The 14,482-nt window shown below is 67.8% G+C and carries 18 protein-coding genes; 15 read left to right on the top strand and 3 right to left on the bottom strand.

What is annotated here, in order from left to right; all coding sequences use genetic code 11:
- Nucleotides 1-18 precede the first annotated feature (18 nt).
- The 13 genes from C996_RS0100885 to C996_RS0100825 all read left to right on the top strand — a co-directional run bounded on the left by C996_RS0100885 (nt 19) and on the right by C996_RS0100825 (nt 9,446).
- Complete coding sequence (locus C996_RS0100885; RefSeq protein ID WP_018865607.1) at nt 19-996, top strand: calcium/sodium antiporter; 978 nt, start codon at nt 19-21, stop codon at nt 994-996.
- Nucleotides 993-1,970, top strand: coding sequence for a KpsF/GutQ family sugar-phosphate isomerase (locus C996_RS0100880; RefSeq protein WP_018865606.1), 978 nt, complete (start codon nt 993-995; stop codon nt 1,968-1,970). Before C996_RS0100885 ends, C996_RS0100880 begins: the two co-directional genes overlap by 4 nt.
- Nucleotides 1,970-2,509, top strand: coding sequence for an HAD family hydrolase (locus C996_RS0100875; protein ID WP_018865605.1), 540 nt, complete (start codon nt 1,970-1,972; stop codon nt 2,507-2,509). Before C996_RS0100880 ends, C996_RS0100875 begins: the two co-directional genes overlap by 1 nt.
- A 38-nt stretch (nt 2,510-2,547) precedes the next feature.
- The gene (gene lptC, locus C996_RS0100870) at nt 2,548-3,093 is read left to right on the top strand and encodes an LPS export ABC transporter periplasmic protein LptC (RefSeq protein ID WP_018865604.1); all 546 of its coding nucleotides are present in this window, start codon (nt 2,548-2,550) and stop codon (nt 3,091-3,093) included.
- Nucleotides 3,074-3,601 (top strand): lipopolysaccharide transport periplasmic protein LptA, encoded by a 528-nt coding sequence (gene lptA / locus C996_RS0100865; protein ID WP_018865603.1) that lies wholly within the window; start codon nt 3,074-3,076, stop codon nt 3,599-3,601. The genes lptC and lptA overlap by 20 nt, the downstream gene beginning before the upstream one ends.
- Nucleotides 3,598-4,368: an LPS export ABC transporter ATP-binding protein gene (gene lptB / locus C996_RS0100860; RefSeq protein WP_018865602.1), complete on the top strand. Its 771-nt coding sequence runs from the start codon at nt 3,598-3,600 to the stop codon at nt 4,366-4,368. Before lptA ends, lptB begins: the two co-directional genes overlap by 4 nt.
- An 89-nt stretch (nt 4,369-4,457) precedes the next feature.
- Nucleotides 4,458-5,939 carry an RNA polymerase factor sigma-54 gene (locus C996_RS0100855; RefSeq protein WP_018865601.1) on the top strand — a complete coding sequence of 494 codons (1,482 nt, stop codon included), beginning with the start codon at nt 4,458-4,460 and terminating at the stop codon, nt 5,937-5,939.
- 16 nt (nt 5,940-5,955) lie between these two features.
- Complete coding sequence (hpf, locus tag C996_RS0100850) at nt 5,956-6,294, top strand: ribosome hibernation-promoting factor, HPF/YfiA family (RefSeq protein WP_018865600.1); 339 nt, start codon at nt 5,956-5,958, stop codon at nt 6,292-6,294.
- A 3-nt stretch (nt 6,295-6,297) separates the two neighbouring features.
- Complete coding sequence (locus tag C996_RS0100845) at nt 6,298-6,765, top strand: PTS sugar transporter subunit IIA (protein WP_018865599.1); 468 nt, start codon at nt 6,298-6,300, stop codon at nt 6,763-6,765.
- Between the two features lie 51 nt (nt 6,766-6,816).
- Nucleotides 6,817-7,848, top strand: coding sequence for an HPr(Ser) kinase/phosphatase (gene hprK / locus C996_RS0100840; protein WP_018865598.1), 1,032 nt, complete (start codon nt 6,817-6,819; stop codon nt 7,846-7,848).
- 7 nt (nt 7,849-7,855) lie between these two features.
- Nucleotides 7,856-8,728, top strand: coding sequence for an RNase adapter RapZ (gene rapZ / locus C996_RS0100835; RefSeq protein ID WP_018865597.1), 873 nt, complete (start codon nt 7,856-7,858; stop codon nt 8,726-8,728).
- 51 nt (nt 8,729-8,779) lie between these two features.
- Nucleotides 8,780-9,205 carry a PTS sugar transporter subunit IIA gene (locus tag C996_RS0100830; RefSeq protein WP_018865596.1) on the top strand — a complete coding sequence of 142 codons (426 nt, stop codon included), beginning with the start codon at nt 8,780-8,782 and terminating at the stop codon, nt 9,203-9,205.
- Nucleotides 9,177-9,446, top strand: coding sequence for an HPr family phosphocarrier protein (locus tag C996_RS0100825; RefSeq protein WP_018865595.1), 270 nt, complete (start codon nt 9,177-9,179; stop codon nt 9,444-9,446). Before C996_RS0100830 ends, C996_RS0100825 begins: the two co-directional genes overlap by 29 nt.
- 56 nt (nt 9,447-9,502) lie before the next feature.
- Here C996_RS0100825 and C996_RS0100820 read toward each other — a convergent pair whose 3' ends face one another.
- A complete protein-coding gene (locus tag C996_RS0100820) occupies nt 9,503-10,393 on the bottom strand; it encodes a PfkB family carbohydrate kinase (RefSeq protein ID WP_018865594.1) in 891 nt (296 codons plus the stop codon).
- A 136-nt stretch (nt 10,394-10,529) separates the two neighbouring features.
- Between C996_RS0100820 and C996_RS0100815 the strand changes: the two genes are divergently transcribed.
- Entirely contained in the window at nt 10,530-10,940 is a 411-nt protein-coding gene (locus C996_RS0100815; RefSeq protein ID WP_018865593.1) for a nuclear transport factor 2 family protein, read from the top strand.
- Nucleotides 10,916-11,377: a nuclear transport factor 2 family protein gene (locus C996_RS0100810; protein WP_018865592.1), complete on the top strand. Its 462-nt coding sequence runs from the start codon at nt 10,916-10,918 to the stop codon at nt 11,375-11,377. The genes C996_RS0100815 and C996_RS0100810 overlap by 25 nt, the downstream gene beginning before the upstream one ends.
- Before the next feature lie 293 nt (nt 11,378-11,670).
- Here C996_RS0100810 and C996_RS0100805 read toward each other — a convergent pair whose 3' ends face one another.
- Both C996_RS0100805 and pilQ read right to left on the bottom strand, forming a co-directional pair.
- Complete coding sequence (locus tag C996_RS0100805; RefSeq protein WP_026279143.1) at nt 11,671-12,222, bottom strand: shikimate kinase; 552 nt, start codon at nt 12,220-12,222, stop codon at nt 11,671-11,673.
- A gap of 104 nt (nt 12,223-12,326) precedes the next feature.
- Nucleotides 12,327-14,480, bottom strand: coding sequence for a type IV pilus secretin PilQ (gene pilQ, locus C996_RS0100800; protein WP_196799338.1), 2,154 nt, complete (start codon nt 14,478-14,480; stop codon nt 12,327-12,329).
- Between the last annotated feature and the right edge of the window lie 2 nt (nt 14,481-14,482).

The following is a 14,482-nucleotide window of genomic DNA, read 5'->3' as shown; positions in this document are numbered from 1 at the left end:
TCGGGACCCGTCTGCCCCATGGCCCTACCCATCGCCGCCGTCATCGTCGGCCTGATCCTGCTGACCTGGAGTGCCGACCGCTTCGTGTTCGGCGCCTCCGCCTTTGCCCGCGGGGTCGGCGTGAGCCCGCTGGTCATCGGCCTGACCGTTGTCGCCTTCGGCACCTCGGCCCCGGAACTCGTGGTCTCGGTCCTCGCGAGCCTGCAGGGCAACCCGGGCGTGGCGGTAGGCAACGCGATCGGCTCGAACATCGCTAACATCGCACTGGTGCTGGGGGCCGCCACGGTGGTCGCACCACTGGCGATTGGCCGCGGCATGGTTCGCCGCGAACTGCCGATCCTGTTGCTGGTCAGCTTCGGCGTACTGCTCCTGCTGGTCGGCGGCGAGCTGGGCCGGATGGAAGGCATCGCCCTGCTCGCGGGACTGACCGCATTCACCGCCTGGATGGCGTTGACCGCCCGCCGCGCGCAACAGGCCTCGGGCGAGGATGCCCCCGAAGTCGTGCGCGGCATGGTGGAGACCATCCCGGACAGCGATCGCCTCGGTCCCGCGATCGCGTGGCTGGTGTTCGGGCTGCTGCTCCTGCTGGCCAGCAGCCAGGCCCTGGTCTGGGGCGCGGTGGAAATCGCCGAACAACTGGGAGTCAGCGATCTGGTCATCGGCCTGACCATCGTCGCGATCGGCACCAGCCTGCCCGAGCTGGCCACATCGGTGGTCGCCGCCTTCCGCCGCGAGGCGGGGCTGGCGATCGGCAACGTGGTCGGCTCCAACCTGTTCAACCTGCTCGCGGTGCTGGCCGTTCCGGCCCTGATCGCGCCGCTGGCAATCGACGCCGACGTCCTCGCACGCGACTATCCCGTGATGCTGGCACTGACGGTGGCCCTGTTCCTGATCGCGCTGGGCCGCCGGGGACAGATCCTGCGCTGGCAGGGCGCCCTTCTCCTCGTCGCCTTCGCAAGCTACCTTGTCTATTTGGGAATTACGGCAACTGCATGAACTTCAACCCCGAAACCACCCGCAACCTGGCCCTGGCCGTCCTCAACGACGAGGCCGAGGCCGTGCACAACCTCGCCCGGCGCATCGACGACAGCTTCCTCGAGGCCTGCCGCTGCATCCTCGAGTGCAAGGGCCGCGTGATCGTCACCGGCATGGGCAAGTCCGGGCACATTGGCAGCAAGCTGGCCGCGACCCTGGCCTCCACCGGCACCCCCGCGTTCTTCGTGCACCCGGGCGAGGCCAGCCATGGCGATCTCGGAATGATCACCCGCGAGGATGTGGTCATCGCGCTGTCGAACTCCGGCGAGACCGACGAAATCCTCACCATCCTGCCGCTGATCCGGCGCCTGGGCGTGCCGCTGATCGCGATGACCGGCAACCCCGGCTCGCGCCTGGGCGCCGACGCCACCGTGCACCTCGATGTCAGTGTCGAGCGCGAGGCCTGCCCGCTGGGCCTGGCCCCCACCTCCAGCACCACCGCGGCGCTGGCGATGGGCGACGCCCTGGCGGTCGCGGTACTGGATGCACGCGGCTTCACCGCCAACGACTTCGCCCGCTCGCACCCCGGCGGCCGGCTGGGCCGGCGGCTGCTGGTGCATGTCGCCGACATCATGCATACCGGCGACGCGATCCCGCGCATCACGCCGGAGGCCCCGCTGAAGGACGCCCTGTTCGAGATCACCCGCAAGGGCCTCGGGCTGGTGATCGTGGCCGGCGCCGACGACCGCATCCAGGGCGTGTTCACCGATGGCGACCTGCGCCGCACCCTGGATGCCGGGCACAGCCTGGACGGCCTGACCATCGGCGAGGCGATGACCACCGGCGGCCACACCGCGCAGCCCGACTGGCTGGCGGTCACGGCACTCGAGACCATGGAGAGCCGGCGCATCAACGCCCTGCCGGTCACCGACGCCGACCAGCGCCTGGTCGGCGTGATCAACATGCACGACCTGCTGCGCGCCGGGGTGGCCTGATGAACCTGGATGCCGCGACCCTGCGCACCCGCCAGCAGGCCGTACGCCTGCTTATCCTGGACGTGGACGGCGTGCTGACCGACGGCAGCCTGTTCCTGGGCGATGGCGGCGAGCAGTACAAGGCCTTCAACAGCCGCGACGGCCACGGGATCCGCCTGGCGCTGGACGGCGGCCTCGACATCGCCATCCTGACCGGGCGCACCTCCGGGGTGGTCGAACACCGCATGCGGGACCTGGGCGTGGAGCACCTGATCCAGGGCCGCCGCGACAAGGGCGAGGCCCTGCACGAGTTGCTGCAGCGCACCGGCCATGACCCGGCGGAAGCCGCCTTCATGGGCGACGACATCGTCGATCTGCCGGCCATGCAGCGGGTCGGGCTCGGGATCGCGGTCGGGGACGCCCACCCGCTGGTATGCCGCCACGCCCAGTGGGTCACCGAGGCCCACGGCGGGCGCGGCGCCGTGCGCGAGGCCTGCGAGGGGCTGCTGGCCGCGCAGGACCGGCTGGACGCCCTGCTCGAGACCTACCTGAACGGATGAGCCGGCGGAGACGCAACCGGTACGGTCTGGCGCCGCCGTTGGTCCTGTTCACGCTGGCGTGCGCAAGCCCCGCAACCGCCGAGGTCACCCCGCCCGAGGGCGAGGTGACCCTGCAGATCGACGGATTCACGCTGCACGCCACCAGCGACGACGGTGAGCGGACCCACCGGCTGCAGGGCACCCGACTGCGCGAATTCGGCCGCGACGGGCCGCAGTGGGTGGATGACCCGGAACTCGACCTGTTCGCCGATGGCGGTATCGAATGGCGCTGGACCGCCCCGGCGGCCCTGCACCGCCCGGCTGACGAAACCCTGGACCTGGTCGGCCCCACCCACGGCGTACAACCAGCCCTCGGCGAACGCGTGCAGACGGTCATCGACTCGCGGGATGTACGCATCGCCACAGACACCATGGTCGCCACCTCGGACGCCCTCTCCACCCTGAACCAGCCCGGGCTGTTCCAGCGCGGCACCGGCCTGCGCGTGGACTCGCGAGCGGATACCATAGAGCTGTTCCATGACGTGTACTCGCTCTACAGCGAGGCGAGCGAGGAGGACCCCGCGCATGACCCCGATCCCGAATAGCCGCCGCCTGCCGGGCCTGCTTGCGGCGGCCGGCCTCCTCTCCGCCCTGCTGGCGACGCCGGCCCTGGGCCAGCAGGGGTCGGGACCCTCGCTGCCGGTGGAGATCACCGCCGACCACGCGGAGATGGACGAACGCCAGGGCCTGGGCACCTACACCGGGGACGTGATCGTGATCCGCGGCGACATGACGCTGGAGGCCGACACGGTCTACGTGCGCACCCGGGATCGTCGCCCCTACGAGATGGAGGCCCACGGCGAGCCGGCCCGCCTGGAATCCCCCGACCCCGAGACCGGCGAGATGCGCATCGCCACCGCGCTGCGCATCGACTACCTGCTGAACGATGACCGCATGATCCTCACCGACCAGGCCCATGTGATCACCGCCAGCGAAGAGGCGCGCGGCAAGCGCATCACCTACGACCTGACCACCGACGTGATCGAGGCCGAACGCGGCGAGGACGACAGCGAACGCGTACGCATCACCATCCAGCCACGCGACGACGAATGAACGCACCCGCCACCAGCCCGGCGCCAGCACCCGCCGAGGCCCGTGATCGCCTGATCGGGCGCGAACTGACCAAGCGCTACGGCCAGCGCACCGTGCTCGACCAGGTGGATGTCGACCTCGCACCGGGCGAGGTGGTCGGCCTGCTGGGTCCCAACGGCGCCGGCAAGACCACCTGCTTCTACAGCCTGGTCGGGCTGATCCGCCCTAACGCCGGGCGCATCACCCTGGGCGGGCACGACATCACCCGCGCGCCCATCCACGTGCGCGCCCGCGCCGGTCTCGGCTACCTGCCCCAGGAGGCCTCGATCTTTCGCCGCCTGAGCGTGTGGGACAACCTGCAGGCCGTGCTGGAACTGCGTCCCGGACTGGACCGCCACGAACGCCGGCGTATCGGCGACGCGCTGATCGAGGAGTTTCAGCTCGAGACCGTGCGCCACAGCCCCGGGATCGCGCTGTCCGGCGGCGAACGTCGGCGCGCCGAGATTGCGCGGGCCCTGGCCGGTGACCCGCAATTCATCTGCCTGGACGAGCCCTTTGCCGGGGTGGACCCGATCTCGGTGGGCGATATCCAGGATGTAATTCGCCACCTTGCAGCGCGCGGCATCGGGGTTCTGATCTCCGATCACAACGTGCGCGAGACCCTCGGGATCTGCCACAGGGCCTATATTCTGAGCGAGGGGCGCCTGCTGGCCGCCGGGACACCCGACGAGCTACTGGCCGACCCCCAGGTGCGCCGGGTCTATCTCGGCGAGAATTTCCGCCTGTGATTCCGGCACGCGCACAACCCGCGCCGGTGCACAAACCACGAGGCAGCATTTAAGATCGCTCTTATGGTCACCCGCGACCCGCACAGCCAATGCTGAAACCCGGCCTGAATCTTCAGCTGGGTCAGACGCTCACCATGACCCCGCAACTGCAGCAGGCGATCCGCCTGTTGCAGTTGTCCACGCTCGAGCTGCAGGTGGAGATCCAGCAGGCGCTGGAGAGCAACCCCATGCTCGAACAGGTGGAAGACGAGGACGACATGGGCGGGGCCGAGCGCCTGGACGCGGAGGGCGAGGTGGTGGAAGGCGACCGCATGGAGGCCACTACCACCAGCGATGACGTGATTCCCGAGGAGCTCACCACCGACAGCCGCTGGGACGACATCTACGAACCGCCGCCCGCCCCCAAGGGCGTGGATGACCGCGACCCGCTGGAAAACACCAGCGACGACGACGGCGAGGGCCTGCAGGACCACCTGCTGTGGCAGCTGCACCTGAGCCACCTGACTCCGCGCGACCAGCGCATCGGCGCGGCCCTGATCGACGCGATCAGCCCCGACGGCTATCTCGAAGGCGACCTCGAGACGCTGGCCGAGACCATCAGCCGCGGCGAGGAAGAGCCCGTCGGCGTGGATGAGGTCGAGGCAGTCCTGCACTGGATCCAGCAGTGCGACCCCCTGGGCGTGGGCGCGCGCGATCTGCGCGAATGCCTGGAGATTCAGCTGCGCGAACTGGCCCCGGACGCCCCCGCCCGCGAGGCCGCCCGGGCGATCCTGGAACACGGCATGGACAGCCTGGGCAAGCGCGATTACAAAGCCCTGCAACGCCAGTCGGGTGTGCGCGACCCGGACGAACTGGCGCGCGCCCTGGACCTGATCCGCACCCTGAACCCGCGGCCGGGCGCGCAGATCAGTGCCGCCACCTCCGAATACGTGGTGCCCGATGTCTACGTGCGCCACACCCCGGAGGGCTGGCGCGTGGAGCTGAACCCGGAAATCGCGCCACGCATCCGTATCAACGACCTCTACGCCGGCATGGTGCGCCAGGTATCGGATGCCCGCGACAGTGCCTTCATGCGCGACCAGCTGCAGGAGGCGCGCTGGTTCCTGAAGAGCCTGCACAGCCGCAACGACACCCTGCTGCGCGTCGCCGAGGCGATTGTCCATCGCCAGCAAGGCTTCCTGGAACACGGCGAGGTCGCGATGCAGCCATTGATCCTGCGCGATATCGCCGAGATCCTGGAGATGCACGAATCGACCATCTCCCGGGTGACCACCCAGAAATACATGCACACCCCGCGCGGGGTCTTCGAGTTCAAGTATTTCTTCTCCAGCCATGTCGGCACCAACGACGGTGGCGAGTGTTCCGCCACCGCCATCCGTGCCATGATTCGCGAATTGATCGACGACGAACCCGCGAACAAGCCGCTCAGCGATGCCCGGCTCGCCCAGATCCTGGCGGACCGGGGCATCAATGTGGCGCGTCGCACCGTGGCCAAGTACCGCGAGGCGATGCACATCCCTTCATCCAGCGAACGCCGGCAGATGGCCTCCATGCCCACCGGCCACAAGTAACCAAGGAGTCCCGACCATGCAGATCAACCTGACCGGCCACCATGTGGACCTCACCGACGCCCTGCGCGACTACGTCAACGAGAAGTTCGCGAAGCTGGAACGCCACTTCGACAAGGTCATCGACGTGCACGTCGTGCTGACCCACGAGAAGACCCAGAACCAGTTCAACAAGGCCGAGGCGAATCTCCAGGTCAGCGGCAATCACATCCACGCGGAGGCCTCCCACGAGGACATGTACGCCGCCATCGACGCGCTGATCGACAAGGTCGACCGCCAGCTGATCAAGCACAAGGAAAAGGTCAAGGATCATCACCGGGCCGAGGGCGCCCAGCGCAACCGTGAGCAGGCCTCCTGACCCATGTCCATTGCCGAGCTGATCACCGCCGAGCGCATCCGCCTGGAGCCGGAATGCTCCAGTCAGAAGCGGGCCCTGGAGGCCCTGTCGGAACTCCTCGCCGGCGGCGGTGATGCCGGCGGACCGGGCAGCACCGCGATCTTCGAGGCCCTGTCCGCGCGCGAAAAGCTGGGCTCCACCGGCCTGGGCCATGGGGTTGCGATCCCCCATGGCCGCCTGGCCGATCTCGAGGCTCCGCGCGTGGCCGTCCTGCGCCTGGAGAGCGGCGTCGACTTCGACGCCATGGACCACGAGCCGGTCGATATCCTGATCGCTCTGCTGGTCCCGGAGGCCGCCACCAGCGATCACCTCGACCTGCTGGCCCAGCTGGCGCGCGGGCTTTCGCAACCGGACACCATTGCCGCCCTGCGCCGGGCCGGCGATGCCGCCAGCCTGGAACAGGAACTCGTCCGCCGCTTCCGCGAGGGCTGATCCCGTGCGCCCCGCACCCTGCCACGCCACCGATCCCCGCCGGCCCTGCTCATGAACGAGGCACTGGGCGAAGGCGGGATTGCCCGCGACATCAACGTGGAGAGCCTGATCCAGGCTATGGGCAACCGCCTGGATCTGCGCTTCGTGCATGGCGAGCACGCCGCCCCCGACCGCAAGCTGGTCGGCGAGGACGGGGATGACCTGCCTCTGGCCGGCCACCTCAACCTGATCCGACCCAACCGCATCCAGGTCATCGGGGACTTCGAGGCCCGCTACATCGCCGGCCTCAGCGACGACCAGCGCAACGACCTGATCCTGGAGATGGCCCGCACCGGCACCACCGCGGTGATCTTCGCCGAGGACACCTGCCCGTTCTCGGAGATGCCCCATGCCCCGCAGGAGGCGCTGCCGCTGATCCTGTGCTCCAGCACCAGCAGCCACGAGATCATCGCGCTGCTGCGCTACTTCCTGCAGCAGCGTCTGGCGCACTTCGAGGTGCGCCATGGCGTGTTCATGGAGATCCTCGGCATCGGCGTCCTGATCAGCGGGGCCTCCAGCGTCGGCAAGAGCGAGGTGGCGCTGGAGCTGATCTCGCGCGGGCACCGCCTGATCGCCGACGATGCCCCCGAGTTCGCGCGCATCGCCCCCGACATCGTGCGCGGTCACTGCCCGGCCCTGCTCCAGGACCTGCTCGAGGTACGCGGCCTGGGGGTGCTGAACATCCGCGCGATGTACGGCGACTCCGCAATCAAGGGCGGCAAGTACCTGCGGCTGATTATCGACCTGCGCGATCACGGCGAGCCCTCGCCGGTCCCCGACGACCGGCTGAACGGGCGCCGCGGCGAGATCGACATCCTCGGCCTGCGGATTCCGCTGATCAGCCTCCCGGTGGCGCCGGGTCGCAACATCGCGGTGATGATCGAGGCCGCCGTGCGCAACCACATGCTGCACATGCAGGGCTACATCGCCGGGGATGACCTGCGCGCCCGCCAGCGCCGGCAGATGAGCGGCGAGGCCGAGGAGCCGCCCTACCACCGGGCCGTGCCCGCCACGACCGTCCCTAACCCGGACCCGGAGGGCTGAGTCCGCCATGCGCCTGCTGATCGTCAGCGGTCTGTCCGGATCCGGCAAGACCGTCGCCCTGCACACCCTGGAGGACGCGGGCTATTTCTGTGTGGACAACCTCCCGCTGCCGCTGCTGCCGGACCTGATTCGCCAGGTGCGCCAGGGCCACTACGACACCGAGGGCGATCGCCACCTGGCGGTCGGCGTCGACGTGCGCAGCGGGCTGGAGGCCCTGAAGGGGTTTGCCAGCCTGCTGGCCGGGCTACGGGCGGAGGGCCTGCAGGTGGAGGTCCTGTTCCTGCAGGCCTCAAGCGACGTACTGCTGCGGCGCTACCACCTGACCCGGCGGCGTCACCCGCTGGCGCGCGATGGCGTGCCCCTGGTGGAGGCCATCGACCGCGAACGCGAGTGGCTGGGCCACGTCGCGGCGGAGGCCGACCTGACGGTGGACACCTCGCGGCTGTCGATGCACGACCTGGCCCGTACCCTGCGCGACCGCATGGGCGAGCGCGGAGAGCACGAGCTGTCCCTGCTGTTCCAGTCCTTCGGCTTCAAGCACGGCGCGCCGATGGACTCGGACTTCGTATTCGACGTGCGCTGTCTGCCCAACCCCTACTACGAACGCGAGCTGGCCGGCCTGACCGGCCGCGACCCGGCCGTATGCGAGTTCCTCGAGGGGCACGGGGAGGTCGCGGCCATGTTCGACAGCATCCAGGGCTTTCTCTCGCAGTGGCTCCCGCGGCTGCTGGAGGACCACCGCAGTTACGTGACGGTCTCGATCGGCTGCACCGGCGGCCGACACCGCTCGGTATACCTGGTCGAACGCCTTGCGGGGGCGTGGCGGGACCGGGAACATGTTACTGTTAGCACCCGTCACCGCGAGCTGGGCAAGCAGTAACCACGAAGCGCGGGGGCAGGCCCCTACGGAACCCGCAATTGGAGCAGATCCATGGGCGTTGGTCTCATTCTGATCACGCATCAAAACCTGGGCGACACCCTCTTGCAGACCGCACAAAGCATGCTTGGCGGCCTGCCCGATGACTGCGAGTCCATGGCGATGTCCCAGAACGACGACCCCGACGAGGTCCTGGCCCGCGCCCGCGAGCGCCTGACCACTCTGGACAGTGGCGCCGGGGTACTGATCCTGACCGACATGTTCGGTTCCACCCCCTCCAACGTCGCCAGCCGAGTGGCTCGCGGGGCCAACGCGCGCGTGATCGCCGGGATCAACCTGCCGATGCTGATCCGCGTCCTCAACTACCAGCATCTCCCGCTGACCGAGCTGGTCAACAAGGCCCTGTCCGGCGGGCATGACGGAATCCTTCTCTGCGACCAGGAGTGCAGCGATGCCGCAGCGCGTAGTCCCCATCGTTAACCGCCTGGGGATGCACGCGCGTGCTGCGGCCAAGTTTGTCAGCCTGGCCAGCCAGTACGCCGCCGATGTCACCGTCTCCCGCAACCAGCAGGAAGTCAACGGCAAGAGCATCATGGGGGTCATGATGCTGGCCGCGGCCCAGGGCAGCGAGATCACCATCGAGACCGAAGGCGAGGACGCCCCCGAGGCGCTGGACGCGCTGACCGAACTGGTGGCCGACCGTTTCGGCGAAGAGGCCTGACCCTCCACTGACGCCTGTGTGCCGCTGAACAGGCGGCTATCCCCCTTCTCCCGGCCCTAACCCGGCCCGGCACCGAGGTCGGACACCGCCGCCGCCAGCCCCTCGAACCCGCGCTGCGCGAGCTTGCGCTCGGCCAGGCGCACGGCCGCGTACAAAGCCTGCTCGGGGGGCGTGCCGGAGACCAGTGCATCGATCAGGCCGGCATTGAAGGCATCTCCCGCACCCACGCTGTCCACGACCTGCAGACCGGGCGTGGGTGCACAGTGGTGGATCGCGCCACGGGCAGCCAGCCAGGCCCCGGCGCTTCCGGCCGTCACGGTCAGGATGCGGTCGGGGAAGCGGCTCGCCATCTGCCGCAGCGCGTCCTCCGGTGTATCCGCCACGGTGGCGGCCCAGTCCCGCGAAAGCATCAGGACGTCGGCATACTCCAGGCAGGCCTCCAGGCCGGGACGGGGTTTCTCCAGCTCCAGCGATACGGGCTGGTCGAAGATACTTGCGCGCGTGGCTGCCAGGATCGCGACCAGGGCTTCGGGGTTACGGCCCTCGAAGTGCAGCCAGTCGTATTCCGACCAGGGCACGCCGGAGACATCCGCTTCCTCCAGTTCGGGGAGATCGCGGTGGTGGACGATGGTACGGCTGCCGGTGGCCCGGGAACGCAGGATATGCGAGGTCGGCGTCGCTCCGGGCCGCCGCACGCAGTGCCGTACGTCCAGCCCGCGCGCCTGCAACTGCTCGACCAGGGCATCCCCGCCCGCGCCCCGGGCAATCACCGCGGCCAGCCCCGGGCGGTGCCCGAACTGGGCCAGGATCGCCGCGGTATTGGTGGCGTTGCCGCCGGGCTGGGTCGTGCTGGCGAGCGCGCGGATCTCCGCGTCCTCGGCGGGAAATGCGGCGACGTCGAGGGTATGGTCGAGGGTCACAATGCCGGTGGCGAGGATGCGTGCCATGCGGGCTCCAGAGGTCCGGGGGCGCCATTCTGGCGGCTCGAGCCGACCACGTCATCTCCCGGCCCGCCCCGCATTCGTCATCGGGAAGCGCTCCTGCGACAATAAGCATTCCGTTTCTGGAGCTCCCCCAACGCGTATGGCCACGTTCCCCTCTCCCCAGTCCGCGGAAGCCGCGTTCTACGAAGCCTTTCAGGCGGGCGACCCGCAGGGCATGCGCGAGGTCTGGCACGACAGCGACGAGTGCGTCTGCATCCACCCCGGGGGCGAGCGTCTGCAGGGCACGGACGTGATCCTGGAGAGCTGGGACGACATTCTGCCCGGCATGCGCGGCGTCGTGGTCCACCGCACCCAGGTGACGGCGATCCCGGGCGATGACCTCGTCCTGCACGTCCTGCGGGAAAACCTCTACGTCCACGGCGAGCGCCGGGGCGTGATGCTGGCGACCAACGGCTACCGCCAGGTGGGCGACAGCTGGCGCATGGTGCTCCACCACGCCAGCCCGGACCCGGAACCGGCCCCGGAATGGCCGACCGGGGGCATGCACTGATGGAGACCGATGCCGACCGCTGCGTCGAGGCGTACTACACCGCGTTCCGCGCCGCCGACATCGAGCAGATGATGCGCCTGTGGGCCGAGCGGCCGGACATCGTCTGCATCCACCCGGGCAGCCCGCGCGCGCACCGCGGCGTGGCGGAGGTGATGGAGAGCTGGCTGCTGGTCTTCGCGCGCGAACTGAATATCGGCATCGAGCCGAAGATCGTGGGGCGCCACGAGAGCGGCGAAGTCATCAGCCTGGTCATCGAGGAGGCGATCACCCGCCCGGGCGACGTGGCGCCGACCGGGACCATCCTGATCAGCCAGACCTGGCGGCGGGTGGATTCGCGCTGGCGGCTCCTGTTCCATCACGCCTCGCACGGCCGCCGCTCGCCCCCCTCCCAGGAAGGCATGTTCGTCCCCGACGGCGGCGGCAACACCCGCCACTAGCCGCCTGCACCACGCAGGCCCACGCGGAATTGAAGGTCAAGGGCGGTTGCACCACAGAGGGCACGAAGAACACGAAGAAGGGCTGAATTCTTGGGCGGCCGGTAAGGGGATGTCACGTCTGCCGGGGACGTTCACAACCACTGTGGTTCAAGGGTTCGAAAACCAAAGAATCGGGACGATCTCGTACCTTTGTGGGCTAAGTGGCACACAAATCCTTTCCCTTCTCTGTGTCCTCCGTGACCTCTGTGGTCAAAACGCTTTTGACCTACTTCGTGTCTTCGTGAGCTTCGTGGTCAATTCGACCCAGCGTCGGAGCGGGGTTGGCAGAGGTCGGGGCGCTGGACCTGGAGGGCCGAGCACACGCCTTTGACGGCGTCGCGCACACGGCGACCCTTGCCCTCCAGGGTCAGGCTGGCGATCTCCTGATAGAGCGGGTCTCGCGCCTCGAACAGCTCCTGCAGCCGCGCCTTCGGATCCGCCGCCTCCGCGATCAGCGGACGCTTGCGGTTGCGCCGAGTGCGGCGGAACTGCTCTTCAACCGGGACGCGCAGGTAGATCACGAACTGATCGCGCAGCCGCTCGCGGTTCTCCGGGCGTTCGACAATCCCGCCGCCCGTGGCGATGACAGCCCCCTCCTGTTGCAGCAGGGATTCCAGCATTGCCGTCTCGCGTTTGCGAAACCCCGCCTCGCCCTCGAACTCGAAGATGGTCGGGATATCCACGCCGGTACGCCGCTGGATCTCCTGATCGGTATCGAAGAAGGGACGCCGCAGCAGCCCGGCCAGGCCACGCCCGATAGTGCTCTTGCCGGCCCCCATCGGGCCTACCAATACGATGTTCTGCATGGTCACCAAGGCTACTGGCTGCACCCACCAAAGAAAAGCCAGGGACAGGCCCCGGCTTTCTGGTTCGGACGTTAAACCTCGCGCGCAACGGGCGCTCCGTGCGCCTAGTCAAGCACCCGCGGCGTCACAAAGATCAACAGCTCTGCCTTCGCATTCTCGGTCGCACGATTCCGGAACAAATTACCCAAGAACGGTATATCACCAAAGAATGGCACCTTTTCCAGAGACTCGCTGCTCTCGATTTCGTAGACACCACCAAGAACCACCGTCTCTCCGTCCCCGACAAAGACTTGTGTCTCAACCTCACGCTTGTTGATAGTCGGCACACCGAGTACCGCCTGGGCAAAATCAGGCTCATCCTTGTTCACGCGAATGTCGAGAATGACATTACCGTTGGGCGTGATCTGAGGGGTTACCTCGGTCGCCAGAAGAGCCTCGATGAACTGGGTAGAGGTCGCCCCGGATGCTGTCGCCTCCTGATACGGAATTTCTTGACCGTCCTTGATATACGCGGTCTGACCGTTTGCCGTGATAACACGCGGGCTGGAGATGATCTCGCCCCGGCCCTCAACCTCCAACGCCGAGAGTTCAAGATCCAGCAACACCCCGCTTCGCAGAATACTGATGCCAGCACGACCTGCGTCATTCCCTGCAGGTAACGAACTATTCAAACGATTGCCTAGTTCGACCCCGGTCGCCAACTCACCGGCCCCTCGGCTGCCAGAAGACGTCCCTCGCGCGGCACTCGCGCCGTCAAGAGACCCACCCGCACCGAGCTGAGTCCGTCGCCCCTCGCCACGCGAACCAGAAACACCAAAACGGGCACCAAGTTCGCGATTAAAGCTGTCTCGAGCAATGACGATACGCGTCTCGATCAGGACCTGCTGCACCGGCACATCCAGCGTCGAGACCAAGCGCCGCACGTCCTCGATGCGGCTCTGAGTGTCCTGCACCAGCAGCGTATTTGTGCGGCTATCGATCGTGACATTGCCGCGCTCGGAAAGGAATTGCGCCCCCTCGTCACTCCGGATCAGGGAAGCGATCTGTTCGGCTTGGGCGAAATTGATCTGCACGAACTCGGTGCGCAGGGGCTCGAGCTCCTGGCGATCACGTTCGGCCTCCATCTCCATGCGTTCGCGCGCGGCGATCTCCTGGCTGGGGGCGACGTACAGGACGTTGCCGTCCATGCGCTTGTCGAGGCCGCGGGCGCGCAGAATGATGTCCAGCGCCTGGTCCCAGGGGACGTTGTTCAACCGCAGCGTGATGTTGCCCCCCACGGTATCGCTGACCACGATGTTCAGATCGGTGAAGTCCGCCAGCAGCTGCAGGACGGAGCGCACCTCGATGTCCTGGAAATTCAGCGACAGGCGTTCACCCTCGAATTCCTCTTCCTCACGCGCACGGGCCTGGCGCTCCGCCTCGGAGATCGGGGCGACCTCGAGGACAAACTGGCGGTCGCTCTGGTAGGACAGGATCTCGTATTCCCCGCGCGCCTCGACCTCCATACGCACGCGGTCACGTTCCGCGACGGTGTCGATCATATGCACCGGGGTGGCAAAGTCGACGACGTCGAGGCGGCGCTCGAGGGCTTCGTCGATCATCGCGCGGGGGAAGGTCATCTCGATGCGCCCCGCCTGCTCACGGACGTTGATCTCGGCGCCGGAGCGCGAGAGATCGACCTCGACGCGACCCTCGCCCTCGCTCCCGCGACGGAAGTCGATTCCGGTAATCTCGACCGGGCGCGCACTGCGGGTGACCGGGGTCGGTTCACCCGCGCGGTCCACGACCTGCTGGGTTCGGGCATCCGCCTCGGAGACCCCGCGACCCAGGGTCAGGATCAGGTTATTGCCCTCCACCCGGGTCTGGTACTCGGAGGCCTGGGTCAGATTGAGGACCACGCGCGTGCGGTTGCCCGCCTCTACGGAGCTTGCGCGCAGGATGGGCCCCACGTTCAGGTCGGTCTCGCGCTGTGGCAACGAGTTGCCCACGTTGGGCAGATCCAGCGCAATACGCGGCGGCGAATCAATCGCGAAGGCACGGATGTCGGAAGGCGGCGCTTCGGAGAAGCGCAGGTTCACCTGCACCCGGTCCCCGCTCAGGCTGCCGGCCCGGATCTCTTCCAGTTCGGTGGCAGCCACCCCCTGGGACACCATGAACAGCAGGCCGGCCACGACCGTCCCTGCGAAAGCGCGCATGGAAGAACCCATGTTGAATCCCCTGTTGGTTATGCCGACCTTGCGGCGAATGCTCGTCATCATGT

This window comes from Thioalkalivibrio sp. ALE25 (genome assembly GCF_000377285.1).
In the GTDB taxonomy this organism is placed as follows: domain Bacteria; phylum Pseudomonadota; class Gammaproteobacteria; order Ectothiorhodospirales; family Ectothiorhodospiraceae; genus Thioalkalivibrio.
Note: the sequence above shows the minus strand (reverse complement) of the source record. Positions and strands in the feature narration are given on the sequence as shown.

What these genes read in the sequence shown, in the direction of transcription:
- C996_RS0100885 (WP_018865607.1), top strand. Translation starts at nt 19, where the DNA reads ATGGCCCTACCCATCGCCGCCGTCATCGTCGGCCTGATCCTGCTGACC.
- C996_RS0100880 (WP_018865606.1), top strand. Translation starts at nt 993, where the DNA reads ATGAACTTCAACCCCGAAACCACCCGCAACCTGGCCCTGGCCGTCCTC.
- C996_RS0100875 (WP_018865605.1), top strand. Translation starts at nt 1,970, where the DNA reads ATGAACCTGGATGCCGCGACCCTGCGCACCCGCCAGCAGGCCGTACGC.
- lptA (WP_018865603.1), top strand. Translation starts at nt 3,074, where the DNA reads ATGACCCCGATCCCGAATAGCCGCCGCCTGCCGGGCCTGCTTGCGGCG.
- lptB (WP_018865602.1), top strand. Translation starts at nt 3,598, where the DNA reads ATGAACGCACCCGCCACCAGCCCGGCGCCAGCACCCGCCGAGGCCCGT.
- C996_RS0100855 (WP_018865601.1), top strand. Translation starts at nt 4,458, where the DNA reads ATGCTGAAACCCGGCCTGAATCTTCAGCTGGGTCAGACGCTCACCATG.
- hpf (WP_018865600.1), top strand. Translation starts at nt 5,956, where the DNA reads ATGCAGATCAACCTGACCGGCCACCATGTGGACCTCACCGACGCCCTG.
- C996_RS0100845 (WP_018865599.1), top strand. Translation starts at nt 6,298, where the DNA reads ATGTCCATTGCCGAGCTGATCACCGCCGAGCGCATCCGCCTGGAGCCG.
- hprK (WP_018865598.1), top strand. Translation starts at nt 6,817, where the DNA reads ATGAACGAGGCACTGGGCGAAGGCGGGATTGCCCGCGACATCAACGTG.
- rapZ (WP_018865597.1), top strand. Translation starts at nt 7,856, where the DNA reads ATGCGCCTGCTGATCGTCAGCGGTCTGTCCGGATCCGGCAAGACCGTC.
- C996_RS0100830 (WP_018865596.1), top strand. Translation starts at nt 8,780, where the DNA reads ATGGGCGTTGGTCTCATTCTGATCACGCATCAAAACCTGGGCGACACC.
- C996_RS0100825 (WP_018865595.1), top strand. Translation starts at nt 9,177, where the DNA reads ATGCCGCAGCGCGTAGTCCCCATCGTTAACCGCCTGGGGATGCACGCG.
- C996_RS0100820 (WP_018865594.1), bottom strand. Translation starts at nt 10,393, where the DNA reads ATGGCACGCATCCTCGCCACCGGCATTGTGACCCTCGACCATACCCTC.
- C996_RS0100815 (WP_018865593.1), top strand. Translation starts at nt 10,530, where the DNA reads ATGGCCACGTTCCCCTCTCCCCAGTCCGCGGAAGCCGCGTTCTACGAA.
- C996_RS0100810 (WP_018865592.1), top strand. Translation starts at nt 10,916, where the DNA reads ATGGCCGACCGGGGGCATGCACTGATGGAGACCGATGCCGACCGCTGC.
- C996_RS0100805 (WP_026279143.1), bottom strand. Translation starts at nt 12,222, where the DNA reads ATGCAGAACATCGTATTGGTAGGCCCGATGGGGGCCGGCAAGAGCACT.
- pilQ (WP_196799338.1), bottom strand. Translation starts at nt 14,480, where the DNA reads ATGATGACGAGCATTCGCCGCAAGGTCGGCATAACCAACAGGGGATTC.